Annotated in this window: 20 protein-coding genes; 14 read left to right on the forward strand and 6 right to left on the reverse strand. The window is 69.7% G+C overall.

The annotated features are described in order from the left end of the window. Position 1 precedes the first annotated feature (1 nt). The 8 genes from ftsW to lpxC all read left to right on the forward strand — a co-directional run bounded on the left by ftsW (position 2) and on the right by lpxC (position 9,437). Positions 2-1,294, forward strand: a complete 1,293-nt coding sequence (gene ftsW, locus HNQ58_RS02110) for a putative lipid II flippase FtsW (protein WP_343057135.1) — start codon at positions 2-4, stop codon at positions 1,292-1,294. Next, positions 1,291-2,373 (forward strand): undecaprenyldiphospho-muramoylpentapeptide beta-N-acetylglucosaminyltransferase, encoded by a 1,083-nt coding sequence (gene murG / locus HNQ58_RS02115; RefSeq protein WP_183947125.1) that lies wholly within the window; start codon positions 1,291-1,293, stop codon positions 2,371-2,373. The genes ftsW and murG overlap by 4 nt, the downstream gene beginning before the upstream one ends. Continuing rightward, positions 2,370-3,803, forward strand: a complete 1,434-nt coding sequence (murC, locus tag HNQ58_RS02120) for a UDP-N-acetylmuramate--L-alanine ligase (protein ID WP_183947126.1) — start codon at positions 2,370-2,372, stop codon at positions 3,801-3,803. The genes murG and murC overlap by 4 nt, the downstream gene beginning before the upstream one ends. Then, positions 3,800-4,756 carry a D-alanine--D-alanine ligase gene (locus HNQ58_RS02125; protein WP_183947127.1) on the forward strand — a complete coding sequence of 319 codons (957 nt, stop codon included), beginning with the start codon at positions 3,800-3,802 and terminating at the stop codon, positions 4,754-4,756. The genes murC and HNQ58_RS02125 overlap by 4 nt, the downstream gene beginning before the upstream one ends. Further along, a complete protein-coding gene (locus tag HNQ58_RS02130) occupies positions 4,753-5,655 on the forward strand; it encodes a cell division protein FtsQ/DivIB (RefSeq protein WP_183947128.1) in 903 nt (300 codons plus the stop codon). Before HNQ58_RS02125 ends, HNQ58_RS02130 begins: the two co-directional genes overlap by 4 nt. After that, positions 5,652-6,887 (forward strand): cell division protein FtsA, encoded by a 1,236-nt coding sequence (ftsA, locus tag HNQ58_RS02135; protein ID WP_183947129.1) that lies wholly within the window; start codon positions 5,652-5,654, stop codon positions 6,885-6,887. The genes HNQ58_RS02130 and ftsA overlap by 4 nt, the downstream gene beginning before the upstream one ends. A 162-nt stretch (positions 6,888-7,049) precedes the next feature. Further along, positions 7,050-8,246, forward strand: coding sequence for a cell division protein FtsZ (ftsZ, locus tag HNQ58_RS02140; protein ID WP_183947130.1), 1,197 nt, complete (start codon positions 7,050-7,052; stop codon positions 8,244-8,246). A 279-nt stretch (positions 8,247-8,525) separates the two neighbouring features. After that, complete coding sequence (gene lpxC / locus HNQ58_RS02145) at positions 8,526-9,437, forward strand: UDP-3-O-acyl-N-acetylglucosamine deacetylase (protein ID WP_183947131.1); 912 nt, start codon at positions 8,526-8,528, stop codon at positions 9,435-9,437. 328 nt (positions 9,438-9,765) lie between these two features. Here the strand turns inward: lpxC and HNQ58_RS02150 are convergent, their stop codons facing one another. Further along, entirely contained in the window at positions 9,766-10,242 is a 477-nt protein-coding gene (locus tag HNQ58_RS02150) for a DciA family protein (RefSeq protein ID WP_183947132.1), read from the reverse strand. Between HNQ58_RS02150 and HNQ58_RS02155 the strand changes: the two genes are divergently transcribed. From HNQ58_RS02155 to HNQ58_RS02165, 3 genes are all read left to right on the forward strand, one after another. After that, complete coding sequence (locus HNQ58_RS02155) at positions 10,229-11,143, forward strand: M23 family metallopeptidase (RefSeq protein ID WP_183947133.1); 915 nt, start codon at positions 10,229-10,231, stop codon at positions 11,141-11,143. The two genes, HNQ58_RS02150 and HNQ58_RS02155, sit on opposite strands and share 14 nt — an antisense overlap. A 399-nt stretch (positions 11,144-11,542) precedes the next feature. Further along, a complete protein-coding gene (gene secA, locus HNQ58_RS02160) occupies positions 11,543-14,272 on the forward strand; it encodes a preprotein translocase subunit SecA (protein WP_183947134.1) in 2,730 nt (909 codons plus the stop codon). 71 nt (positions 14,273-14,343) lie between these two features. After that, positions 14,344-15,309 carry a Nudix family hydrolase gene (locus HNQ58_RS02165; protein WP_343057137.1) on the forward strand — a complete coding sequence of 322 codons (966 nt, stop codon included), beginning with the start codon at positions 14,344-14,346 and terminating at the stop codon, positions 15,307-15,309. Positions 15,310-15,467: 158 nt separating this feature from the next. On the opposite strand, the gene coaE is transcribed toward HNQ58_RS02165, so the two are convergent. From coaE to pilB, 5 genes are all read right to left on the reverse strand, one after another. Next, on the reverse strand, positions 15,468-16,103 hold the full coding sequence (gene coaE / locus HNQ58_RS02170; RefSeq protein ID WP_183947136.1) for a dephospho-CoA kinase: 636 nt from the start codon (positions 16,101-16,103) through the stop codon (positions 15,468-15,470). After that, on the reverse strand, positions 16,103-16,423 hold the full coding sequence (locus HNQ58_RS02175; protein ID WP_183947137.1) for a GIY-YIG nuclease family protein: 321 nt from the start codon (positions 16,421-16,423) through the stop codon (positions 16,103-16,105). Before HNQ58_RS02175 ends, coaE begins: the two co-directional genes overlap by 1 nt. 805 nt (positions 16,424-17,228) lie before the next feature. Then, complete coding sequence (locus tag HNQ58_RS02180) at positions 17,229-18,092, reverse strand: prepilin peptidase (RefSeq protein WP_246416862.1); 864 nt, start codon at positions 18,090-18,092, stop codon at positions 17,229-17,231. A gap of 16 nt (positions 18,093-18,108) precedes the next feature. Next, complete coding sequence (locus HNQ58_RS02185) at positions 18,109-19,371, reverse strand: type II secretion system F family protein (protein ID WP_183947138.1); 1,263 nt, start codon at positions 19,369-19,371, stop codon at positions 18,109-18,111. 10 nt (positions 19,372-19,381) lie between these two features. Then, a complete protein-coding gene (gene pilB, locus HNQ58_RS02190) occupies positions 19,382-21,112 on the reverse strand; it encodes a type IV-A pilus assembly ATPase PilB (RefSeq protein ID WP_183947139.1) in 1,731 nt (576 codons plus the stop codon). Positions 21,113-21,953: 841 nt separating this feature from the next. Here pilB and HNQ58_RS02195 point away from each other — a divergent pair. The 3 genes from HNQ58_RS02195 to HNQ58_RS02205 all read left to right on the forward strand — a co-directional run bounded on the left by HNQ58_RS02195 (position 21,954) and on the right by HNQ58_RS02205 (position 24,528). Beyond that, positions 21,954-22,298: a nucleotidyltransferase domain-containing protein gene (locus tag HNQ58_RS02195; protein WP_183947140.1), complete on the forward strand. Its 345-nt coding sequence runs from the start codon at positions 21,954-21,956 to the stop codon at positions 22,296-22,298. After that, positions 22,295-22,714 carry a HEPN domain-containing protein gene (locus HNQ58_RS02200; RefSeq protein ID WP_221301113.1) on the forward strand — a complete coding sequence of 140 codons (420 nt, stop codon included), beginning with the start codon at positions 22,295-22,297 and terminating at the stop codon, positions 22,712-22,714. The genes HNQ58_RS02195 and HNQ58_RS02200 overlap by 4 nt, the downstream gene beginning before the upstream one ends. Before the next feature lie 956 nt (positions 22,715-23,670). After that, entirely contained in the window at positions 23,671-24,528 is an 858-nt protein-coding gene (locus HNQ58_RS02205; protein ID WP_183947141.1) for a glycosyltransferase family 2 protein, read from the forward strand. Positions 24,529-24,530 lie beyond the last annotated feature (2 nt).

The raw sequence follows: 24,530 nt of genomic DNA on the forward strand, positions 1-24,530 counted from the left end.
CGTGCTCGTCTTCCCCGGCCAGTATGCGGAACGCCCACGGGACACCCAGGCCCAGCGCCTGGACGCGATCCCCGGCCACTACGACCGCGTCGTGTTCGGCGCGGCACTGGCGCTGGCCTGCATCGGCCTGGTGATGGTGGCATCCAGTTCGATCGCCATCGCCGAGGGCCTCAACGTCGGTCCGTTCCATTTCCTCGCCCGCCATGCGCTGTTCCTGACCGGTGGCCTGGTCCTCGGTCTGGTGCTGGCGCGCACCGAGCTCAAGCTGGTCGAGAAGCATGCCCCGATGCTGCTGATCTTCTGCTTCGTGCTGCTGCTGCTGGTCTTCGTGCCGGGGCTGGGGCACACCGTCAACGGGGCACGGCGCTGGATCCGGCTGGGCATCTCCAACTTCCAGGTCGTCGAAGCGGTCAAGCTGCTGCTGATCGTGTGGATGGCCAGCTACCTCAAGCGCTACCACAACACCGTGCACGTCGGCTGGCGCACCATGTTCAAGCCGTTGCTGGTGGCCGCCCTGCTGGTCGGTCTGCTGCTGGCGCAGCCGGACTTCGGCTCGGCCCTGCTGATCTGCGCCATCGTCGGCGGCATGCTCTGGCTGGGCGGCGCCAGCATCCCCAAGCTGGTGCTGCCGGCGATGGCGGCGCTGCCGGTGCTGGCCTGGGTGGCGATGAGCGAGTCCTACCGCGTGCGCCGCCTGACCTCGTTCATGAACCCCTGGGAGGATCCGTTCAAGGACGGCTTCCAGCTCACCCAGGCGCTGATCGCCATCGGCCGCGGCGAGTGGTTCGGGGTCGGCCTGGGCGGCAGCGTGCAGAAGCTGTTCTATCTGCCCGAGGCGCACACCGATTTCATTCTTTCGGTGATCGGCGAGGAGCTCGGCTTCGTCGGCGTGATGACGGTGATTGCGCTGTTTGCCGTGCTTGCCGGCAGGGCATTCCGGATCGGCCTGCGCGCGGTCGAGATGCGCCGCCTGTTCTCCGGCTTCTGCGCCTTCGGGGTGGGGCTGTGGATCAGTCTGCAGGCCTTCGTCTCGATCGGCGTGAATTTCGGCCTTCTGCCGACCAAGGGCCTGACCCTGCCGCTGATTTCCTCGGGCGGCTCGAGCGTGCTGATGACCTGTGCGGCGATCGGCCTGCTGCTGCGGGTGAGCTACGAACTCGACCGCGCCACCCGCCAGGTCGCCCGCGCGCGCGAGGAGCTGGCAGCCGAGGACGATTCCGATGGCGGCGGCGTGAGTCACGCCGACGCACGCGGGCGCCGTCGCGTCGAGCCGACCCTGGGGGAGGCCGCATGAGCGCCCCGCATCCGGTCGTGATTCTCGCCGGCGGCACCGGCGGCCACATCTTCCCGGGCCTGGCCGTGGCGCAGGCGCTGCGCGAGCGCGCCGTCCCGGTGCTCTGGGTGGGCGCTCACGGCGGCATGGAGACGCGGCTGGTGCCGGCGGCCGGCTTCGCCATCGAGACCATCGCCATCGGCGCATTGCGCGGCAAGGGCATGCTGACCCTGCTGCTGGCGCCGCTGCGCGTGCTGCGCGCGGTGGCGCAGGCCTGGTCGCTGCTGCGCCGTCACCGGCCGCGCGCGGTGATCAGCTTCGGCGGCTTCGTCGCCGGACCCGGTGGCCTGGCCGCCTGGCTGCAGCGGCGGCCGCTGCTGGTGCACGAGCAGAACCGCGCGCCGGGCCTGACCAACCGCGTGCTCGCGCGCATCGCGCAACGGGTGCTGTGCGGTTTCCCGGACAGTTTCGGCGGCATCAACACCGAGACGGTCGGCAACCCGGTACGCGCCGAGATCGCCGTGGTGCCACCGCCGGCGCAGCGCTTCGCCGGGCGCGAGGGTGCGCTGCGACTGCTGGTGCTCGGCGGCAGCCAGGGCGCGCGCGCGCTCAATGTGGCGCTGCCGAAGGCGCTGGCCGCACTGCGCCACCAACTCGAAGTGCAGGTCCGCCACCAGTGCGGTCAGGCCCTGCATGCAGAAGCCGAGCGTGCCTATGCCGAGGCCGGCGTGGCCGCTTCGGTGGAACCCTTCATCGACGACATGGCGGAGGCCTACGGCTGGGCCGATCTGGTCGTCTGCCGCGCCGGTGCGCTGACCCTGGCCGAGTTGTGCGCCGCCGGGGTGGGCAGTGTGCTGGTGCCGTTCCCGCAGGCGGTGGACGACCACCAGACCCGCAATGCCGAATACCTGGTCGAACGTGGCGCCGCCCGCCTGGTACCGCAGGCCGATGACCTCGCCGAGCGATTGACCGCGAACCTGCGCGAACTGCTCGCCGACCGCGCCGCGCTGCTGGCGATGGCACAGGCGGCGCGCGCGCTGGCCATGCCGGAGGCCGCCCAGCGGGTGGCCGAGGCCTGTCTGGAGGAGGCCACGGCATGATCCGTCGTCTCAGCCAGTCCGGCGACCTGGCGCAGGCCTTCCCGCGCGTGCATTTCATCGGCATTGGCGGCGTCGGCATGAGCGGCATCGCCGAGGTCATGGTCACGCTCGGCTACCGGGTGTCCGGCTCGGACATGGCCGACAGCGCCACCACGCGCCGGCTCGGCGAGCTGGGCGCGACCATCCACCGCGGCCACGCCGCCGCCAACGTGCTGGGGGCCGATGTGGTGGTGGTGTCCAGCGCGATCCGGCCGGACAACCCCGAACTGCTGGAGGCACGCGCGCAGCGCATTCCCGTCGTGCCGCGCGCCGAGATGCTGGCCGAGCTGATGCGTTTCCGTCGCGGCATCGCGGTGGCCGGCACGCACGGCAAGACCACCACCACCTCGCTCATCGCCAGCGTGCTCTCCGAGGGCGGGCTGGACCCGACCTTCGTCATCGGCGGCAAGCTGCTCTCGGCCGGCGCCAACGCGCGCCTGGGCAGCGGCACCTGGCTGGTGGCCGAGGCCGACGAGAGCGACGGCAGCTTCCTGCGCCTGAATCCGCTGGTGGCGGTGGTCACCAACATCGACGCCGACCACCTGGAGAACTACGACGGCGACTTCGCCAGGGTGCAGGCGGCGTTCTCCGAGTTCCTGCACCGGCTGCCGTTCTACGGCCTGGCCGTGCTCTGCGTGGACGACCCGGAAGTGGCCGCGCTGGCGGCCGAGATGCCGCGCCACGTGATGCGCTACGGCTTCGATCCGTCGGCCGAGGTGCGCGCCGAGGACGTGACGCAGCAGGGCGGACGGATGCACTTCACCCTGTGTCTGCCCGAAGGCGTGCGTCAGCCGGTGACGCTGAACCTGCCCGGCCGCCACAACGTGCAGAACGCCCTGGCCGCCGCGGCGGTGGGCTGGCAGCTCGGCGTGGCGCCGGCCGCCATCGCCCGCGCGCTGGAGGCGTTCCATGGCGTCGGTCGGCGCTTCAACCTGCTCGGCGAACTCGACTTCGGTCGCGGCAAGGCGCTGCTGGTCGACGACTACGGTCACCATCCGGTGGAGCTGCAGGCAGTGTTCGATGCCGCCCGCGGCGGCTGGCCGCAGCGGCGGCTGGTGGTGGCGTTCCAGCCGCACCGCTACACCCGCACCCGCGACCTGCTCGACGAATTCGCCGCCGTGCTCTCCAGCGCCGACGCGCTGGTGCTGACCGAGGTCTACCCGGCCGGGGAGGCGCCGATCGCGGGCGCCGACGGCAAGGCGCTGGCGCGCGCGATCCGCGCCCGCGGCCGCATCGATCCGGTGCTGGTCAATGCGGCCAGAGACATCCCGTCCGTGCTGCCGGACGTGCTGCGCGACGGCGACCTGCTGGTGGTGATGGGCGCCGGCGACATCGGCCAGGTCGCGCAGTCGCTGGCGAGCGCGGGCATCGAAGGAGCGAGGAAGGAATGAGCGGTCTGCCCGCCTTGCGCATCATCGACCCGAAGGGCTTCGGCCGCGTCGCCGTGTTGATGGGCGGCAGCTCGTCCGAGCGCGAGGTGTCGCTCGACTCCGGCCGCAACGTGCTTCAGGCGCTGCGCGCGCGCGGCATCGACGCTGTGCCGGTGGACGGCGTGCCGGCGCTGATCCAGGCGCTGCTGGACAGGCGTTTCGACCGTGTGTTCAACGTGCTGCACGGCAGCCATGGCGGTGGCGAGGACGGCGTGCTGCAAGGGCTGCTCGATGCGTTCGGCGTGCCCTATACCGGCTCCGGCGTGCTCGGCTCGGCGCTGAGCATGGACAAGATCCGTACCAAGCAGGTGTGGCTGGCGCTGGGCCTGCCGACGCCCCGCTACGTGCGCTTGGCGCCGGGTGGGGACGTGCAGGCGGCGGCGCGCGCACTCGGCCTGCCGGTGATCGTCAAGCCGGCCTGCGAGGGCTCCAGCGTCGGCATCAGCCGCGTGTTCGACGAGGCCGGCCTCGACGCCGCCGTCGCACTGGCGGCGCGCTACCCGGGCGAGTTGCTGATGGAGCAGCTCATCGTCGGCGAGGAATACACGGTCGGCATCCTCGGCGAGACCGCGCTGCCGAGCATCCGCATCGTCCCGGCCGGCGAGTATTACGACTACCACGCCAAGTACGTGGCCGAGGACACGCAGTATCTGTGCCCTGGCCTGACCGGCGAGGACGAGCAGGCCATGCGCGCGCTGGCCTTGCAGGCCTTCATCGCCGTCGGTTGCAGCGGCTGGGGCCGGGTCGATGTGATGCGCGACCGCGACGGCGGCAACTGGCTGCTGGAGGTGAACACCGCACCGGGCATGACCAGCCACTCGCTGGTGCCCAAGGCCGCGCGCGCGCTTGGCGTGTCTTTCGAGGAGCTGTGCTGGCGGGTGCTGGAGACCTCTCTCGGGGAGGGCGGGCCATGAACGCCGGCGTCCGGCTCACCGCCTGGATCGTGGCGCTGCTGATGCTGGCGCTGCCGATCGTCGCCGTGCTCAACGGCTGGATCGCTTCCGAGCGCTGGCCGATGCGGCGGCTGCAGGTCACCGGCGAGTTCCGCCAGGTCGATGCCGAGCAGGTCCGCGACACGGTCGTGCCGCACCTTGGCAGCGGTTTCTTCGCCGTGCGGCTGGACGAGGTGCGCGCGGCGGTCGCGGCCCTGCCGTGGGTCGAGCGGGTCGAGGTGCGCAAGCGCTGGCCGGACGTGCTGGAGGTGGCCCTGGTCGAGCACCGCGCCTATGCGCGCTGGGGCGAGGACCGGCTGCTGTCCGACCGTGGCGTGCTGTTCGCCGCCAGCGGCCGTGGCCTGGAGCGCCTTCCCGTGTTCGACGGCCCGGATGGGCGCGTGCGCGAAGTGGTCGCGTTGTTCAACCAGGCGCGCACGCTGTTCGCCGGTACCGGACTGGCCGTGCACGGCGTGCGGGTGAGCGCGCGCGGCAGCTGGAGCCTGAGCCTGAGCGACGGCACCGAGATCGTGCTCGGCCGCACCGACACCGAGGCGCGGCTCGCCCGCTTCGTCCGCCTGCTGCCGCAGTTGCTGGCCGCCGAGCAGCGGCGGCTGGTGCGCGCCGACCTGCGCTACACGAACGGATTCGCTCTGGTGTGGGGTGAGGCCGGAGCCCGGGACCCCGGGCCCGGGGCGCCGGGAAGTGCCGGCAAGGCCAGCCATCTCCACCAGGGCGTGGCCTGTTGTTCCGGCGCGACACCGTGGATGCCGGCCCGAGCAGGCGCTGCTGGTCTCGCAGTGGCGCCGGCGCCCGGCTTTTCCGGGTCCCGGCGCCCGATTTCCGATTTCCGATTTCCCATTTCCGGCTCCGACACATGAACCGCAAAGGCGACAAGTCCCTGATCGTCGGCCTCGACATCGGCACCTCCAAGGTGGTGGCGCTGGTGGGCGAGTATTCACCCGGCAATCCGATCGAGGTGATCGGCATCGGCTCGCACGAGTCGCGCGGCATGCGCCGCGGCGTGGTGGTGGACATCGAGTCCACCGTGCAGTCGATCCAGCGCGCCATCGAGGAGGCCGAGCTGATGGCCGGCTGCGAGATCCGCTCGGTCTACGCCAGCCTGTCCGGCAGCCACACCCAGTGCCGCAACTCGCCGGGCATCGTGCCGGTGGCTGGCGGCGAGGTCACCTACGCCGACCTCGACCGCGTGCTGGAGGCCGCCAAGGCGGTCGCGGTGCCGGCCGACCAGAAGATCCTGCACGCCATCCCGCAGGAGTACATCGTCGACAACTCGCAGGAGGGCATCCGCAACCCGGTCGGCATGTCCGGCGTGCGGCTGGAGGTGCGCGCACACCTGGTCACCTGCGCGCAGTCGGCGGCGCAGAACATCTCCAAGTGCGTGCAGCGCTGCGGCCTGCAGGTGGACGACCTGATCCTGTCCTCGCTGGCCTCCAGCACCGCCGTGCTCACCGCCGACGAGAAGGAACTGGGCGTGGTGCTGGTCGACATGGGCGCCGGGACCACCGACATCGCGGTGTTCGTGCAGGGCGCGATCCGCCACAGCGCCTCGCTGCCGATCGCCGGCGACCAGGTCACCAACGACATCGCCCACCTGCTGCGCACGCCCACGCCCGAAGCCGAGCAGATCAAGGTCCGCTACGCCTGCGCGCTGGCGCAGCTGGCGACCGCGGAGGAAAGCATCCAGGTGCCCTCGGTCGGCGACCGTCCGCCGCGCCGCCTCGCGCGGCAGGCCCTGGCCGAGGCGGTGCAGAACCGCTACGAGGAGATCTTCGAGATGGTGCAGGCCGAGCTGCGCCGTTCCGGCTTCGAGGAGCTGGTGCGCGCAGGCCTGGTGCTCACCGGCGGCGCCGCCAAGATGGAAGGCGTCGTCGAGCTGGCCGAGGAAATGCTGCACATGCCGGTGCGCGTGGGTATCCCGCAGCACGTCACCGGACTGGGGGAAGTGGTGGGCAACCCGGTGCACGCCACCGGTGTCGGCCTGCTGCTGTGGGGGTCGCAGAGCGAGCACCCGCGCCGCCCGGCGATGCCGAGCGGCAAGGTGGGCACGTTCTGGTCGAAGCTGCGGAATTGGTATCGGGGGGAGTTTTGACGTGAGGACAGTGAGCGGCGAGCCGTCGGCGGTGAGCGGTGGGAAGGCGGCCGTGCCTTTTGCGCGCACCGCTCACCGCTGACCGTTCACACGCGCTGGGGATCTGTGGAAGCAAGCGGCACAACAACAAGGCAACGAGCAATACCTACGGAGGACGAGGAAATGGCACAGTTCGAACTGATCGAGAAGGTGGCGCCGAACGCCGTGATCAAGGTGATCGGCGTGGGTGGCGGCGGTGGCAACGCGGTCGCGCACATGGTCAACAGCAACATCGAGGGCGTCGAGTTCATCACCGCCAACACCGACGCGCAGGCGATCCGCAACTGCGGCGCCAAACTGCAGCTGCAGCTCGGCGGCAACGTCACCAAGGGCCTGGGCGCCGGCGCCAATCCGGAGGTCGGCCGTCAGGCCGCGCTGGAAGACCGCGAGCGCATCGTCGAGGCGCTGGAAGGCGCCGACATGGTGTTCATCACCGCCGGCATGGGCGGCGGCACCGGCACCGGCGCGGCGCCGGTGGTGGCGCAGCTGGCCAAGGAGATGGGCATCCTGACGGTGGCGGTGGTCACCAAGCCGTTCCCGTTCGAGGGCCGCCGGCGCATGCAGGTCGCGCTCAAGGGCATCGAGGAGCTCAGCCAGCACTGCGACTCGCTGATCACGGTGCCGAACGAGAAGCTGATCACCGTGCTCGGCCGCGACGCGACGATGATCCAGGCCTTCCGCGCCGCCAACGACGTGCTGCAGGGCGCGGTGCAGGGCATCGCCGACCTGATCGTGCGCCCGGGCCTGATCAACGTCGACTTCGCCGACGTGCGCACGGTGATGAGCGAGATGGGCATGGCGATGATGGGCACCGGCACCGCGCGCGGTGACGACCGCGCGATGGCCGCCGCCGAGGCGGCGATCAGCAATCCGCTGCTCGACGACGTCAACCTCGCCGGCGCCAACGGCATCCTGGTCAACATCACCGCCGGCCCGGACTTCACGATGCGCGAGTTCGACGAGGTCGGCCGCACCATCGAGGAGTTCGCCAGCGAGGACGCCACCGTGGTGATCGGCACCGTGCTCGACCCGGACATGGCCGACGAGGTCCGCGTCACCGTGGTCGCCACCGGCCTCAACCGCGCCGCCGCCCGCCAGCCGCTGCGCAACGAGAAGGAGCATGTCCGCCCGGTCAGGCTGGTCCGTACCGGCACCAGCGGCACGGTCGATCTCGACGCGATGGCCGGCGTGGGCGTGGCGCCCCCGGCGCTGGGGCTGCGTGGTGGCCGCGCGGAGGCGGCGGCGCCGGCCACTGCCGAGCTGCCGGCCGACCACAGCTACCTGGACATCCCCGCGTTCCTGCGCCGCCAGGCCGACTGACCGGCCGCCGGCCGGCCGTCCCCGGACGGGAAGGCCGGCGGCTTGCGCCCCGCGATCCTCCGCGCGGGGCGCAAGCCGTGTTGCGCTCCATTCAGACAGGGAGGTGCTCCGCGCGGCGAGCGCGGGCGAATGGACCATATTCGGCCGGGATTGTTTCGCCAGTGCGACAATCCCGGGCCTTTTTGGATTGTCTGCTCAAACCGCTGTGATACTCTTCGCTGGTTTATGGCCGTGGTTCATGGCCGTGCCACGCCCCGAGAGAGAGCGCCAGCTCCGATGATGATCAAACAGCGCACGCTCAAGAACGTGATCCGCGCCACCGGCGTCGGCATCCATTCCGGCGAAAAAGTCTTCATGACCCTGCGTCCGGCCGCGCCGGACACCGGCATCGTGTTCCGCCGCGTCGACCTCAGTCCGCCGGTCGAGCTGCCGGCCTGCGCCGAGCGCGTCGGCGAGACCAGCATGTCGACCACCCTGGTCTACGACGGGGTCAAGGTCGCCACCATCGAGCACCTGCTCTCGGCGCTGGCGGGCCTGGGCATCGACAACTGCTACATCGACCTGACCGCGCCGGAAGTGCCGATCATGGACGGCTCGGCCGGTCCCTACGTGTTCCTGATCCAGTCCGCCGGCATCGAGGAGCAGGCCGCGCCCAAGCGCTTCATCCGCATCAAGAAGCGGGTGATCGTCGAGGACGGCGACAAGTGGGCGCGCTTCGAGCCCTTCGACGGCTTCAAGGTCGGCTTCACCATCGACTTCAAGCATCCGGTGTTCACGGCCGCGACCTCCAGCGCCGAGATCGACTTCTCCACCACCTCCTTCGTCAAGGAGGTCAGCCGCGCCCGCACCTTCGGTTTCATGAAGGACATCGAGATGCTGCGCGAGCGCAATCTCGTGCTGGGCGGCAGCATGGACAACGCCATCGTGCTGGACGACTACCGCGTGCTCAACCAGGACGGCCTGCGCTACGAGGACGAATTCGTCCGCCACAAGATCCTGGACGCGATCGGCGACCTGTACCTGCTCGGCCGCAGCCTGGTCGGCGCCTTCTACGGCTACAAGTCCGGCCACTACCTCAACAACCAGCTGCTGCGCGCGCTGCTGGCCGATCGTTCGGCCTGGGAAGAGGTCACCTACAAGGACGACGCCTCCGCGCCGATCTCCTACGCGCATCCGGCCCAGGCCGTCTGAGCGCCCGGGAAGCCTCGCCCGCCTGCTGCGATCGCCTGCTGCGATCGCCGCCACCACGAACGCCCGGCGATGGTCTCGCGACGGCCGGCGGGCCTTCCACCGGCTCCTGGGCGCGTGCCCGCCGGGACGGCGGTCCCGTTTCCGGGGCTTTCCCGCCGCCGTGTCAAGTCTTCAATCGTTAAATCCTGCCCCCGGGACGCCGGTCCCGTTTCCGGGCGTTTTCCGCCCGCTGCACTTCCATCGGGCCATCAAATACGGTAAACGTACGGCCTTCGGTTCACCGGCCACCTTGGGTGGCTGGCCGGACCCAGGCCCGGAAGGCCGCATTCTAAGGAACGGACGCCAAGGCGATCAGCCTGGCCCGGAGTTCCGGGTCCTTGATGGTTTCGGCGGCCGCCCGCAGCGCATCGCGTGCGGCCCGCGAAAGGGGCAAGCGCGGTGCCGCATCCGGGGGAACGGGCTGCATCGTCGCCACTTTCAACACTAGTTCGCGCGCCGGAAGGCCCGCGGCACGTGCCGCTTCCAGCAGGTCGTCGGCATGCAGTCGCAGCTTGGCCTTCCAGACGGGCGAACCGACGAGAAAGACGAGCGTGCCGTCGCGCACATTGCCCAGCCGGCAATGGTCGGCGAGTGCGGACGGCAGGCAGTGGCGCAGTTGGCGGTCGAGCGCATCCAGCATCAGGGCACGCTCGACCACCCGGCCCAGACCGGCATCCTTGACCGCGGCGAGCGGGTCCTGGAATCCGGACTGGGGCGAGGCGCCTGGATGACGAGGAGCGGATCGGTTCGGCATGAATGTCATCATCGTAGCGAAATTCCTGAAATCACCTAAGAAGTTTTCCCTGCAGGATCCGCGCACGCTCGCCCTGCTCGGCGCGGCGCTCGGGCTGCTCCTGACGCTCGGCTTCCTCGCCGGCTTCGCGCTGCGCGGGGCCAACGGGGCGGCGCTGGCCGAAGTCAAACGCCTGCAGCAGCAGGTGGCCGCGCAGAAGATCGAGCTTGACGAGGCGCGCGACAGCGCCCAGCGCGAAATCAACGCGATGGCGGCGCGACTGGGTGAACTGCAGGCCCAGGCCACCCGCCTCAACGCCCTCGGCGAGCGCCTGACCCGGCTCGGCAAGCTCGACGACGGCGAGTTCAGTTTCCACGACCTGCCGGGCATCGGCGGCGCCGAGGCCAGCGAGCCGATCGTCGATGCCAGTCTCACCGCGCGGCTGGACAGCGTGGCCGCCGAACTCGACCTGGCCAGCAACCAGCTGGTGTTGCTGGAGGCGCTGCTGATCGACCGCGACCTCGACGCCAGCCTGATGCCCTCCGGCCTGCCGGTGCGCAGCGGCTACGCCTCCTCGCACTTCGGCAACCGGCTCGATCCGTTCACCGGTTTCAGCCAGTTCCACCGCGGCATCGACTTCAACGGCCCGGCCGGCGCCGACGTGCTGGCGGTGGCCGACGGCGTGGTGATCTTCTCCGGCCGCGACGGCAACTACGGCAACCTGGTCGACATCGACCACGGCAACGGCTACATGACCCGCTACGCCCACAACAGCCGGAACCTGGTGCAGGTCGGCGAACGCGTCCGTGCCGGCCAGGTCATCGCCAAGATGGGGCGCACCGGACGGGCCACCGGCAACCACGTGCACTTCGAGGTCTGGCAGAACGGCCGGCCGGTGAACCCGCGGCAATACCTCAACCGCGCGCGCGGTTGAGGTGTTGCCGCGGGGCGTTCCCTTGACTCGAAGGGGCTCTTCCCGACACTTCGCAGGCCGTCGTGACGCATGGCGCCCGCATGGCCCACGCTCGCCCCGACGGCGGGGCCTGTGGCGGGTGCCTGTGGGAGCCGCCCTGGCGGTGATGGCCCGCCCGCAGTGCCTGCGATCGCGGCCATGGCCGCTGCCACGGCGATGCCCGGCGTGTGGGCCGGCCGTTTCGCCGGGTCGGGCGAATGACGGCGCTGAAAACTTCGCCGCGCCCCGCGGCCGCGTCCGGCCGGCCCTTGAAGCACACGACCTCGTCCCCACGTTAAACTACCGGTCTTGGCCGCGGTATGCGGCCTTTTCGCTTGCGCGCGCGATCGGCGCACCCTCGTACCGTCAACCGGTTATCCCATGCTCAACAGCCTCCTGACCCGCATCTTCGGCAGCCGCAACGAGCGCCTGCTCAAACAGCTCCAGAAGACCGTCGCGAAGATCAATGCGCTCGAGCCGCAGATGCAGGCCCTCGACGACGAGGCCCTCAAGGCCAAGACCGCCGAGTTCAAGCAGCGCCATGCCGACGGCGAGAGCCTGGACGCGCTGCTGCCCGAGGCCTTCGCCGTTTGCCGCGAGGCCGCGCGCCGCGTGCTCGGCATGCGCCACTACGATGTGCAGCTGATCGGCGGCATGGTGCTGCACGCGGGCAAGATCGCCGAGATGCGCACCGGCGAGGGCAAGACCCTGGTCGCGACCCTGCCGGTGTACCTCAACGCCATCGCCGGCAAGGGCGTGCACGTGGTCACCGTCAACGATTACCTGGCCAAGCGCGACGCCGCCTGGATGGGCAGGCTCTACAACTGGCTGGGCCTGTCGGTCGGCGTGGTCTACCCGGGCATGCCGCACGGCGACAAGTTCGAGGCCTACGCGGCCGACATCACCTACGGCACCAACAACGAATTCGGCTTCGACTACCTGCGCGACAACATGGCGCTGCGCAAGGAGGACCGCTTCCAGCGCGGCCTCAACTTCGCCATCGTCGACGAGGTCGACTCGATCCTGATCGACGAGGCGCGCACGCCGCTGATCATCTCCGGCCCGGCCGACGAGTCGCCCGAGCTGTACGTCAAGGTCAACCGCATCGTCCCCCACCTGACCCGGCAGGCGACCGAGGAAGGCGAGGGCGACTACTGGGTCGACGAGAAGCAGAAGCAGGTCCACCTGTCCGAGCAGGGCATGGAGAACGCCGAGCGCCTGCTGCGCGAGGCCGGCATCATCCGCGACGACGAGAATCTCTACGACGCACAGAACATCGCCGTCGTCCATCACCTCAACGCCGCCCTGCGCGCCCACGCCATCTACCAGCGAGACGTGGACTACATCGTGCGCGACGGCGAGGTGATCATCGTCGACGAGTTCACCGGCCGCACCCTGCCGGGGCGGCGCTGGTCCGACGGCCTGCACCAGGCGGTCGAAGCCAAGGAGGGCGTGCCGATCCAGCGCGAGAACCAGACGCTGGCGAGCATCACCTTCCAGAACTACTTCCGCATGTACGCCAAGCTGGCCGGCATGACCGGCACGGCGGACACCGAGGCCTACGAGTTCCAGAGCATCTACGGCCTGGAGGTGGTCGTCATCCCGACCAACAAGCCGATGATCCGTCAGGACCATCCGGACCTGGTCTTCCTCGGCAAGATGGCCAAGTTCAAGGCCGTCGTGCGGGACATCAAGGACTGCTACCAGCGCCGGCAGCCGGTGCTGGTCGGCACCACCTCGATCGAGACCTCCGAGCTGCTCTCGCGCATCCTCAAGGACGAGGGCATCCCGCACGAAGTGCTCAACGCCAAGCAGCACGAGCGCGAAGCGCACATCGTCGCCCAGGCCGGCCGGCCGGGCGCGGTCACCATCGCCACCAACATGGCCGGCCGCGGCACCGACATCGTGCTCGGCGGCTCGCTCGAGGCCGAACTGGCCGCACTCGGCGAGGATGCGACGGAGGCCGACAGGCAGCGCATCCGCGAGGACTGGCAGCGGCGCCATGACGAGGTCATCGCCGCCGGCGGCCTGCACATCATCGGTACCGAGCGCCACGAATCCCGCCGCATCGACAACCAGCTGCGTGGCCGCTCCGGCCGCCAGGGCGATCCCGGCTCCTCGCGCTTCTACCTGTCGCTGGAAGACAACCTGATGCGCATCTTCGCCTCCGACTGGGTGCAGAAGGCGATGCGGATGATGGGCATGAAGGAAGACGACGTGATCGAGGATCGCCTCGTCAGCCGTCAGATCGAGAAGGCCCAGCGCAAGGTCGAGGCGCACAATTTCGACATCCGCAAGCACCTGCTCGACTTCGACGACGTCGCCAACGACCAGCGCAAGGTCATCTACCAGCAGCGCAACGAGCTGCTGGAAGCCGAGTCGGTGAAGGACTCCATCGACGGCATCCGCCACGACGTGTTCTGGGACCTGGCCCGCCGCTACGTGCCGGAAGGCTCGGTCGACGAGCAGTGGGACGTGCCGGGCCTGGAGCGCGCCATGGCCGACGAGTACGGCATCCAGATCGACCTGCAGACCGCGCTGAAGGAGCACGAAGAACTCGACGCGGACGGCATCGCCCGTCTGGTCGTCGAGGCCGCCGACCGCCATTTCGCCGCGAAAGAGGCCGAGATCGGCGAGGCCGACATGCGCAACATCGAGCGCTTCATCATGCTGCAGGTGCTCGACCAGAACTGGAAGGAGCACCTGGCGCGCATGGACTACATGCGCCAGGGCATCCACTTGCGCGGCTACGCGCAGAAACAGCCCAAGCAGGAGTACAAGCGCGAGAGCTTCGAGCTGTTCTCCGAGATGCTGGAGAAGGTCAAGCGCGATCTGATCCAGATCCTCGCCCGCATCCGCATCCGCAGCGAGGAGGAGGTCGCCGCGCTGGAAGCCGCCGAGCGCCAGCGCCAGGCCAACCGGCCGATGCAGTTCCAGCACCCGGAGACCGGCGGCTACGGCGCCGACGAGGAAGCCGCCGAGGTCGAGGCCCGGCGTCAGGCCGGCGCCGGTCAGCCGGTGGTGCGCGACATGCCCAAGGTCGGCCGCAACGACCCGTGCCCCTGCGGCTCCGGCAAGAAATACAAGCAATGCCATGGCCGCCTGAGCTGACGGCGGCGCCGGGCCTTGCCACCTTGCAGGAATGATCCACCCCGCTTCCGAGCCGCAAGATGCGATCGTCCGTGCCCGGCCCTGAGGGCCGGCGTCTGCATGTGGTGGCGGCCGTCCTCGAAGATGCCGGCGGCCGCGTCCTGCTGACGCGGCGCACCGAAGGACGCGATCTCGCCGGCGCCTGGGAGTTTCCCGGCGGCAAGCTGGAGAACGGCGAATCGCCCGCCGCCGGCCTCGCCCGCGAACTGCACGAGGAACTCGGCATCGCTGTCGATCCCGCCGACTGCTCGCCGCTGATCGCCGTGCCCTTCGCCTACGCCGACAAGCGCATCCTGCTCGACGTGTTCCGCATCGCGCGCTGGGAGGGTGCCCCGCGCGGGCTGGAGAGCCAGGCGCTGGCCTGGGCGCCGCCCGAACGCCTGCACCGTTACCCCATGCCGCCGGCCGACCGTCCGGTGATCGCCGCCCTGCGCCAGCCCGGGTGCTATCCGATCACGCCCGAGCCGGGCGACGACCATGCGGCTTTCGTCGAGCGGATCGAACGCCTGCTCACCGCCGGCTGGCGGCGCATCCAGCTGCGCGCGCGCCGCCTGGACCGGGACGCCCTGCGTCCGCTGGCGGCGCAAGTCGCCGCCCGCTGCCGCGAGGCGGGGGCCGAGCTGCTGCTCAACGGCGACATCGCCCTGGCACGCGAACTCGCCCTCGGCGTGCACCTGCGCGCCGACCAGCTGCCCGGGCTGAAACGGCGTCCGCTGCCCGAGGGCCAGCCGGTCGCCGCCTCCTGCCACGACGCCGACGAGCTGGCCCGCGCCGAAGCGCTGGGCGTCGACTTCGCCGTGCTCGGTCCGGTGCGGCCCACCGCCAGCCATCCCGGTGCCGCGCCGCTCGGCTGGGACGGCTTCGCCGCCCTGCGCGAACGCACCACGCTGCCGCTGTACGCACTCGGGGGCCTGCGGCCCGACGACATCGCCGAGGCGCGCCGTCACGGCGCCCAGGGGGTGGCCGGCATCTCCGCATTCTGGCCGCCGGCCCGCTGAGGCGCCTGTCCTGCACGGGCGACACAAACCGCGACCGCGGTGGCGGGAAACGAGCGGGGGGAGTGCGGAGCGGGAGAACGACAAGGCAGCGCCGGTCGCGCGCTCCCCCGTTTCTCACGCCGCCCGACTCACGCCCGGATGCCCGGTCCCGGGGCGCTTCACGTCGGCGTGTGGCGCGCCGTCGCGTCCGCCGCCAGCGCCAGATAGCGTGCGTGCAGCGCGGACACCGCCGCGTCCAGTGCATCCAGCGGGCCGTCGTTGCCGATCACGTCGTCGGCCAGCGCCAGCCGTTGCTCGCGCGTGGCCTGCGCCGCCAGCATCCGCCGCGCCAGCGCCTCGTCGATGCCGTCGCGCCGCATCAGCCGGCGGACCTGTTCGTCGACCGGCACGTCGACCGCCAGCACCCGGTCCACCCACGGGTAGGCATCCCGGCCGCCCACCTCGGTCAGCAGCGGCACCGCCACCATCGCGTAGGCGCCCGGCGCCTGCGCGCATTCGCGTGCCAGCGCCTCGCGGATGCGCGGGTGCAGGATCGCCTCCAGATCGCGCCGCGCCTGGTCGTTGTCGAAGACGTGCCGGCGCAATGCCGCACGGTCCAGGCGTCCCTGCGCATCCAGCACACCGGCGCCGAAGCGGGCGACGATGTCCGCCAGCGCCGGCTGCCCCGGCTCGACCAGGGCGCGCGCCGCCACGTCGGCATCGGCCACATGCACGCCCAAGCGCTCGAAGCGGCGCGTCACTTCCGACTTGCCCGAGGCGATGCCTCCGGTGATGGCGACGACGTAGCGGGACATCAGCGACCCGGCGTGGCGGGAAGTGTCGCGCACCGCGGGCGATCACTGCCGCGTGACAGGCGTTTTATCGCCTGCCAGTCGCCGCGCGTCAAAGCCTCTTTCTTGGCCCGGCTCCAGCCTTTGACGCGCCGCTCTGCGGCCAGCGCCTCCTCACGACTGGCAAAGCTCTCGGACCAGCACAGACGCAGCGGCCGGCGATCGCGCGTGTAGCCCGGCAGCTCGCCTGCATGGTGCTGGGCGATGCGTCGATCGAGATCGTCCGTGTGGCCCGTGTAGTAGGAGCCGTCCGCGCAACGGAGCATGTAGACCCAGAAGGGCATGGTGTCCTCCCTGACTGTGGGGCATGAAGAAGCTGGCGCCAGTCCGAGCGGAGCGTCCTCCGACATCGGCCCGGCCCCCGTTCGTCCTGAGCGTAACGCAGTGAAGTCGAAGGATGAACGGGGTGGGGTGGATGTTTCGGGGCGTCCTTCGACTCCGCTTCGCTACGCTCAGGACGAGCGGGGGGTGGGGCTGAGCGGGTGAGCGGGGGCTGGGGGTGAGCGGGTGAGCGGGGGCTGGGGCTTGTGCGGATGAGCGGAGGTGGGGCGAGGTGGTCTCATGCTGCTGCCTCCCATCCTCATCAGCCCTGGACCCCGTTCGTCCTGAGCGTAACGCAGTGAAGTCGAAGGACGAACGGGGTGGGGTGGGTGTTTCGGGGCGTCCTTCGACTCCGCTTCGCTACGCTCAGGACGAACGGGGAGGTTGGGACTGAGCGGGTGAGCGGGGGCTGGGGCTTGAGCGGATGAGCGGAGGTGGGGCGAGGTGGCCTCATGCTGCTGCCTCCCATCCTCATCAGCCCTGGACCCCGTTCGTCCTGAGCGTAACGCAGTGAAGTCGAAGGATGAACGGGCTGGGTGGATGTTTCGGGGCGTCCTTCGACTCCGCTTCGCTACGCTCAGGACGAACGGGGGGGTTGGGGCTGAGCGGGTGAGCGGGGGCTGGGGTGGGTGTTTCGGGGCGTCCTTCGACTCCGCTTCGCTACGCTCAGGACGAACGGGGGGGTTGGGGCTGAGCGGGTGAGCGGGGGCTGCGCGCACGAATGCAGGCAGGGGATATGCGTGCGTGCAGCGGCGGCAGCGTCCGTGCTCAGGCCAGTCCCGCCCAGCGCGCGTAGGCGCCGAGCAGGTCGGGCTGGAAGACCAGCTCCACCCAGCCGGCCAGTGCCAGATAGGGGCCGAAGGGGATCGGCGTGGCGCGGTCGCGGCCCTTGAGGGCCAGCCAGGCGCTGCCGACGATGGCGCCGATCAGCGAGGACAGCAGCACGATCGGCAGGATCGCCTTCGCCCCGCACCAGGCGCCCAACGCGGCCAGCAGCTTGAAATCGCCGTAGCCCATGCCCTCCTTGCCGGTGAGCAGCTTGAACAGCCAGTACACCGACCACAGGCTGAGATAGCCGGCCACCGCACCCAGGATCGCCGCCGGTGGCGCCACGTACAGCGTCACCAGGCTGGCCAGCAGGCCCAGCCACAGCAGCGGATAGGTGAGCTGGTCGGGCAGCAGGGTGGTGCGCAGGTCGATGCCGGCCAGCGCCACCAGGAAGCCGGTGAACACCACCGCCCCCGCGCCTTCCCAGGTCAGGCCGAAGCGCCACACGCAGGCCATCACCATCAAGCCAGTGACCAGCTCCACCAGCGGGTATTGCCAGGAGATCGTCGCGCCACACTGGCGGCAACGCCCGCGCAACAGGACAAAGCTCAGCAGCGGGATGTTCTCCCACGCCGCCAGCGCGTGGCCGCAGTGCGGACAGCGCGAGCGCTCGATGACGATGCCCGGCGGCGCCGGCCCGTCCTCGGCCGGCAGCTCCAGCATCTCGCGGCAGTCGCGCCGCCACTGCCACTCCAGCCGGCGCGGCAGGCGCAGGATCACCACGTTGAGGAAGCTGCCCAGCAGCAGTCCGAAGGCGAAGGCGCTGGCGAGCGTCAGCGCCGGGGAAGACTCGATCAGGCCCAGCACGCGATGGCAGGCCTCAGATCGCCGCGGCGAGCTTGAAGATCGGCAGGTACATGCCGATCACCATCGCGCCGACGATGCCGCCGATGAAGATCATCACCATCGGCTCGATCAGGCTCGACAGCGCGTCCACCGCGTTGTTGACCTCTTCCTCGTAGAACTCGGCCACCTTGAACAGCATGGTGTCGAGCGCGCCGGCCTCCTCGCCGATCGCGGTCATCTGGATCACCATGTGCGGGAACAGGTTGACCTGGCGCATTGCCACGTTCACCTGGTAACCCACCGAGACGTCGTCGCGGATGCGTTTGACGGCATCCTCGTAGACCACGTTGCCGGTGGCGCCGGCGACCGTGTCCAGCGCCTCCACCAGCGGCACGCCGGCCTTGAAGGTCACCGCCAGGGTGCGGGCGAAACGGGCGATGGCCGCGTTGTGCATGATCTGGCCGATCACCGGCAGCCTGAGCATCATCCGGTCGAGGAAGCGCGCGAAACCCACCGAGCGTTTCCTGGCCTGGACGAAGGCGAAGATCATGCCGACCGCGCCGAACAGCACCGCCCACCAGTAGGCGATCATGAAATCCGACGCCGCGATGATCATCAGCGTGAACGCCGGCAGATCCGCGCCGAAGCTGCTGAACACGTTCTGGAACTGCGGCACCACGAAGATCAGCAGGATGGCGCTGACCAGGATCGCCACCGCGATGACCACCGCCGGGTAGAACAGGGCCTTCTTGATCTTGCCCTTGAGCGACTCGATGTTTTCCTTGTAGGTGGCCACCGTGTCGAGCACGGTATCGAGCACGCCCGCGCTCTCGCCCGCCTTCACCAGGTTGCGGTACAGCTCGTCGAAGTACACCGGGTGCCTGCCCAGCGCCTCGGACAGGGACGAGCCGCTCTCGATGTCGTTCTTGATGTCGGTGAGCAGCTCCTTCATGCGCGGGTTCTTCTGCCCGCCGGCCATGATCTCCAAGGCCGTCACCATCGGCACGCCCGAGGCCATCATGGTGGCGATCTGGCGGCTGAAGATGGCGATGTCGCGTGGCGTCACCGCCTTGCCGGCCTTGCCGAACAGCGGCTTGGGCTTGGCCTTGACCACCGTCGGCTGGATGCCCTGCCGGCGCAGCTCGGCACGCAGCATGTTGGGGTTCTTGGCGAGGGTTTCGCCCTTCATCTTGACGCCGCGCTTGTCGACGCCTTCCCACACGTAGGTGTCCAGGACGCCGGTCCCGCGACTCTTGGGCTGCGTCTGGGCCTTCACTGCGGACTTGGTGGCAGCCATGGCTTGGTCCTCAGTCCTTGGTCACGCGGTTGATTTCGGCCAGGCTGGTCACGCCCTGCTTGACCTTCCACAGCGCCGAGGTGCGCAGGTTGCGCACGCCCGAGCGCTTGGCCGCCTCGGCGATCTGGATGGCGTTGCCGCCCTCCAGCACGATGCGCTGGATCTCCTCGGTCATCGGCATGACCTCGTAGATGCCGGTGCGGCCCTTGTAGCCTTCGTTGCAGTCCTGGCAGCCGACGGCCTCGTAGATGCGCAGCCCTGCGGCGATCTCTTCCTTGCTGAAGCCTTCCGCCAGCAGCGCGTGTTCCGGCAGATGGACCTCGCGCTTGCAGTTGTTGCACAGCCGCCGCGCCAGGCGCTGGGCGATCACCAGCGTCACCGACGAGGTGATGTTGTACGGCGCCACGCCCATGTTCATCAGGCGGGTGATGGTCTGCGGCGCGTCGTTGGTGTGCAGCGTGCTCAGCACCAGGTGGCCGGTCTGCGCCGCCTTGATGGCGATCTCGGCGGTTTCCAGGTCGCGGATCTCGCCGACCATGATCACGTCCGGGTCCTGGCGCAAGAAGCTGCGCAGCGCGGCGGCGAAGGTCATGCCGCGCTTGACGTTCATCTGCACCTGGTTGATGCCCGGCACGCGGATTTCCACCGGATCCTCGACCGTGGAGATGTTGCGCTCCTCGGTGTTGAGGATGTTCAGGCCCGTGTACAGCGACACCGTCTTGCCCGAGCCGGTCGGGCCGGTCACCAGGATCATGCCGTAGGGCTTGGCCAGCGCGTCCAGGTAGAGCTGCTTCTGGTCGTCCTCGTAGCCGAGCTTGTCGATGCCCAGCCTGGCCGCGCTGCCGTCGAGCAGTCGCAGCACCACCTTCTCGCCGAACAGCGTCGGGCAGGTGCTGACGCGGAAGTCCATCTGCCTGGACTTGGAGATGTTCAGCTTGATGCGGCCGTCCTGCGGCACGCGTTTCTCGGCGATGTCGAGCTGTGCCATCACCTTCAGGCGCGCCGAGATGCGCTCCTTGAGCTTGATCGGCACCTTGGCCACCGGCTTGAGGATGCCGTCCAGGCGCAGGCGCACGCGGTAGTCGTTCTCGTAGGGCTCGAAGTGGATGTCCGAGGCGCCGCGCTTGACCGCGTCCAACAACACCTTGTTGATGAAGCGCACCACCGGCGTGTCGTCGCCCTTGGCATCCACGCCGCTGTCGGAGGCGCCGGGCTCGTCGTCATCGGCACCGATCTCCAGGTTCTCCAGCCCCTCGGCGTCCTCCATGCCCTCGGTCAGGGCCGTGCTGGAGGCGAGGAAGTGATCGATGGCGCGCTTGAGCGTCTCCTCGTCGACCAGGATCGGCTCGACGGTGAGATTGGCCTGGAACTTGATGTCGTCCAGCGCCCGCGTATGGGTGGGGTCGGCGATGGCCACGAACAACCGGTTGCCGCGCTTGAACAGCGGCAGCGCCTGGTTCTTCTGGATCAGCTCCTCGTCGACCAGCTTGACGGCCGACTGCGCCACATCCAGCGCCGAGGCATCGAACAGCGGCATGCCGAACTCGAGCGAATTGGCCGCCGCCACATGGGCCGGGCTGACCAGCTTCTTCTCGATCAGGTAGGCATGGATGGGCTTGCGCTCGGAAGAGGCCGCCGTCATGGCCTGGCGGGCATCCGGCTCGGCGAGCACGCCGTCGAGCACCAGCCGGCGCACGATGCCGGTGATGCCCACGAGATTGGCCGCTGCCGCCACGTTCATCTCGCCCCCCCAAGGACTTACGCCCGGAACTTTACCTTAAAACGCGATACCGGCCACAGCCGGGCCGCCCACCCCGGCCGGGCTGGGGCGGGCCTGCACACCTTATAAACTATTGCGCCGCTGCGACAGCATTCTGTCGCCCACGTCGCGGAACGCGCCGACGGAATCCCGCCAGCACTGCCCCGTGGCATGCGCTCCGCGCACGATCCGGGCCGCTGCCGAAGCCTGTAGCCCGGATGCAGCGAAGCGGAATCCGGGAGGCGTGCCGCGCCCCGGATGCCGACCTGCGGCCTTCATCCGCGCTACGGCACGGCCTGTCGGTCGGTGTTGCATGCGCCAAGCGCCCGCTCTACTCCCTCCCCTTGAAGGGGAGGGCTTGAAGCGCGCAGCCCCGTGGCATGCGCTCCGCGCACGACCCGCGCCGCGGCCGGGGCCTGAAGCCCGGATGCAGCGAAGCGGAATCCGGGAGGCGTGCCGCGCCCCGGATGCCGGCCTGCGGCCTTCATCCGCGCTACGGCACGGCCTGTCGGTCGGTGTTGCATGCGCCAAGCGCCCGCTCTACTCCCTCCCCTTGAAGGGGAGGGTTTGAAGCGCGCAGCCCCGTGGCATGCGCTCCGCGCACGACCCGCGCCGGGCCGAGGCGGCCGTGCCGGGCAAGCCACCACCCGCACGACAGCCTGCCCCGCAATCCGCTACCCTCTTCGATGTGCCCGGGGCCGGGCCGACGTGTCCGAGCCGGCAGTTGCCCGGCCGGCGAGGCGCGACATGGCCGGAGGTGATCATGCCGCCATGTGCGACAGTGGCACATGCTCGACGAGGCACGCAGCATGGAGAGACGACAATGCGCCCCACCGAGCTGGACCCTCTCACCGAGCGCGCCGTGCGGCTTTTTCTCCAGCGGATCGCCGCACAGCACCAGGCGCAAGGTGCCATCGTTTTCGGCAGCCGCGCCCGCCGTACTCACCGGCCGGACAGCGACGCCGACGTAGCGGTGCTTCTGCGTGGCGAGCCCGGCCGTTTCCTTGCGACCAAGCGGTCCATGGCCGACGCCGCCTTCGACGTGCTGCTCGAAACCGGGATCCGGGTACAGCCCCTGCCCGTCTGGGAAGCGGAGTGGGCTCACCCGGAGCGCTACCCGAATCCGCGCCTGCTTCGGAACATCGCCAAGGAAGGTATCCGTCTGTGAGCGAAGGGCTGACGCCGGCCGTCCTGATCGCCAAGGCCTGCCGCGCCTGTGAGTCCGCCCGGTTGCTGCTGGCGGCGGGAGACATCGATGGCGCCTGCAACCGGGCGTACTACGCCATGTTCGACGCCGCGCGCGCCGCCCTGTTCGGTGGGCCTGCGGCCATACCGCCCGAAACCGTCAAGACCCACAGCGGCCTCATCGCCGCGTTCGGCCTCAACCTGGTCAAGCCGGGCTTGGTGCCACTGGCTCTCGGGCGTGCGATCAACTGGGCGGAGGACCTGCGCCTGATGGCCGACTACCGGGGCGACGCGATCGAACCCGGCGATGCGCGCGAACTCGTCGAGCAGGCCGAAGCGTTCGTCGCCGACATCCAGCGCATTTTTCCGGCCTTGCGCGACACGCACGAGCCGATATGAGCGTCACGCCTCGCTGTCACCCCAGCACCCGTTCGTCCCGTTCGGCATAGCCGACCCGCACGCATTCCGGGAACACAGCCGGCCCGAAGGGCTGGTGGCGTCGAAGGACGAACGAACCGGCCACCCCCATTGCCGCCATGGCGGCTCCCACAGGCCGGATCGTGCGCATGGCGCACGCTACAAGAAGTCGCGCGCACCCCGTAGCGTGCGCTATGCGCACGACCCGCGCCGCGGCCGGGGCCTGTAGCCCGGATGCAGCGAAGCGGAATCCGGGAGACGTGCCGCGCCCCGGATGCCGACCTGCGGCCTTCATCCGCGCTACGGCACGGCCTGTCGGTCGGTGTTGCATGCGCCAAGCGCCCGCTCTACTCCCTCCCCTTCAAGGGGAGGGCCGGGGTGGGGATGGTGTGCATGCCGTATCGCATGCGATGCGGGTGCGGGAGATGTTTTGTCGCGCCAACACCATCCCCACCCAACCCTCCCCTTGAAGGGGAGGGCTTGAAGCGCGCAGCCCCGTGGCATGCGCTCCGCGCACGACCCGCGCCGCGGCCGGGGCCTGTAGCCCGGATGCGGCGAAGCGGAATCCGGGAGGCGTGCCGCGCCCCGGATGCCGGCCTGCGGCCTTCATCCGCGCTACGGCACGGCCTGTCGGTCGGTGTTGCATGCGCCAAGCGCCCGCTCTACTCCCTCCCCTTCAAGGGGAGGGCCGGGGTGGGGATGGTGTGCATGCCGTATCGCATGCGATGCGGGTGCGGGAGATGTTTTGTCGCGCCAACACCATCCCCACCCAACCCTCCCCTTGAAGGGGAGGGCTTGAAGCGCGCAGCCCCGTGGCATGCGCTCCGCGCACGACCCGCGCCGGGCCGAGGCGGCCGTGCCGGGCAAGCCACCACCCGCACGACAGCCCGCCCCGCAATCCGCTACCCTTCCCCTGCCATTTTCCGGGGGAGTGCCGGATGCGCATCACCGTCATCCTGCCCGCCAAGAACGAAGCCCAAGGCCTGCGCCAGATCCTGCCCGCGCTGCGCCAGACCCTGCCCGAGGCCGAGATCATCGTCGTCGACGACGGCTCCAGCGACGACACCGCCAGCGTTGCCACCGAACACGGCGCGCGGGTGCTCGGCACTCCCTATTCGATGGGCAACGGCGCCGCCATCAAGCGCGGCGCCCGCGCCGCCAGCGGCGACGTGCTCGTCTTCATGGATGCCGATGGCCAGCACAACCCCGCCGACATCCCGCGCCTGCTCGAGAGACTGCAAGCCGGCTACGACATGGCCGTCGCCGCCCGCGACCGCCACGGCCAGGCCAACCTGCAGCGCGGCCTGGCCAACGCCTTCTACAACAAGCTGGCGAGCTGGATGACCGGCCACCCCATCCGCGACCTCACCTCCGGCTTCCGCGCCGTACGCGCCGACAAGTTCCGCGAATTCCTGCACCTGCTGCCCAACGGCTTCAGCTACCCCACCACCATCACCATGGCCTTCTTCCGCAGCGCCTACCCGGTGGCCTACGTGCCGGTCGAAGTCGCCGCCCGCGTCGGCACCGCCAGCCACATCCGCCCTCTGCGCGACGGCCTGCGCTTTCTGCTGATCATCTTCAAGATCGCCACCCTGTACTCGCCGCTCAAGCTGTTCGCCCCCACCGGCTTCGCCTTCTTCCTGCTGGGCCTGGGCTACTACGGCTACACCTACGCCACCATGGCGCGCTTCACCAACATGAGCCTGCTGCTGTTCAGCGCCGCGGTGATCATCTTCCTGATCGGCCTGGTGTCCGAGCAGATCACCTCGCTGGTCTACAGCAAGTCGCGTGGTTGAGC

It is taken from the genome of Rehaibacterium terrae, assembly GCF_014202935.1.
Lineage (GTDB): Bacteria > Pseudomonadota > Gammaproteobacteria > Xanthomonadales > Xanthomonadaceae > Rehaibacterium > Rehaibacterium terrae.

What these genes read in the sequence shown, in the direction of transcription:
- murG (WP_183947125.1), top strand. Translation starts at nt 1,291, where the DNA reads ATGAGCGCCCCGCATCCGGTCGTGATTCTCGCCGGCGGCACCGGCGGC.
- murC (WP_183947126.1), top strand. Translation starts at nt 2,370, where the DNA reads ATGATCCGTCGTCTCAGCCAGTCCGGCGACCTGGCGCAGGCCTTCCCG.
- HNQ58_RS02125 (WP_183947127.1), top strand. Translation starts at nt 3,800, where the DNA reads ATGAGCGGTCTGCCCGCCTTGCGCATCATCGACCCGAAGGGCTTCGGC.
- HNQ58_RS02130 (WP_183947128.1), top strand. Translation starts at nt 4,753, where the DNA reads ATGAACGCCGGCGTCCGGCTCACCGCCTGGATCGTGGCGCTGCTGATG.
- ftsA (WP_183947129.1), top strand. Translation starts at nt 5,652, where the DNA reads ATGAACCGCAAAGGCGACAAGTCCCTGATCGTCGGCCTCGACATCGGC.
- ftsZ (WP_183947130.1), top strand. Translation starts at nt 7,050, where the DNA reads ATGGCACAGTTCGAACTGATCGAGAAGGTGGCGCCGAACGCCGTGATC.
- lpxC (WP_183947131.1), top strand. Translation starts at nt 8,526, where the DNA reads ATGATCAAACAGCGCACGCTCAAGAACGTGATCCGCGCCACCGGCGTC.
- HNQ58_RS02155 (WP_183947133.1), top strand. Translation starts at nt 10,229, where the DNA reads ATGAATGTCATCATCGTAGCGAAATTCCTGAAATCACCTAAGAAGTTT.
- HNQ58_RS02150 (WP_183947132.1), bottom strand. Translation starts at nt 10,242, where the DNA reads ATGATGACATTCATGCCGAACCGATCCGCTCCTCGTCATCCAGGCGCC.
- secA (WP_183947134.1), top strand. Translation starts at nt 11,543, where the DNA reads ATGCTCAACAGCCTCCTGACCCGCATCTTCGGCAGCCGCAACGAGCGC.
- coaE (WP_183947136.1), bottom strand. Translation starts at nt 16,103, where the DNA reads ATGTCCCGCTACGTCGTCGCCATCACCGGAGGCATCGCCTCGGGCAAG.
- HNQ58_RS02175 (WP_183947137.1), bottom strand. Translation starts at nt 16,423, where the DNA reads ATGCCCTTCTGGGTCTACATGCTCCGTTGCGCGGACGGCTCCTACTAC.
- HNQ58_RS02185 (WP_183947138.1), bottom strand. Translation starts at nt 19,371, where the DNA reads ATGGCTGCCACCAAGTCCGCAGTGAAGGCCCAGACGCAGCCCAAGAGT.
- pilB (WP_183947139.1), bottom strand. Translation starts at nt 21,112, where the DNA reads ATGAACGTGGCGGCAGCGGCCAATCTCGTGGGCATCACCGGCATCGTG.
- HNQ58_RS02195 (WP_183947140.1), top strand. Translation starts at nt 21,954, where the DNA reads ATGCGCCCCACCGAGCTGGACCCTCTCACCGAGCGCGCCGTGCGGCTT.
- HNQ58_RS02205 (WP_183947141.1), top strand. Translation starts at nt 23,671, where the DNA reads ATGCGCATCACCGTCATCCTGCCCGCCAAGAACGAAGCCCAAGGCCTG.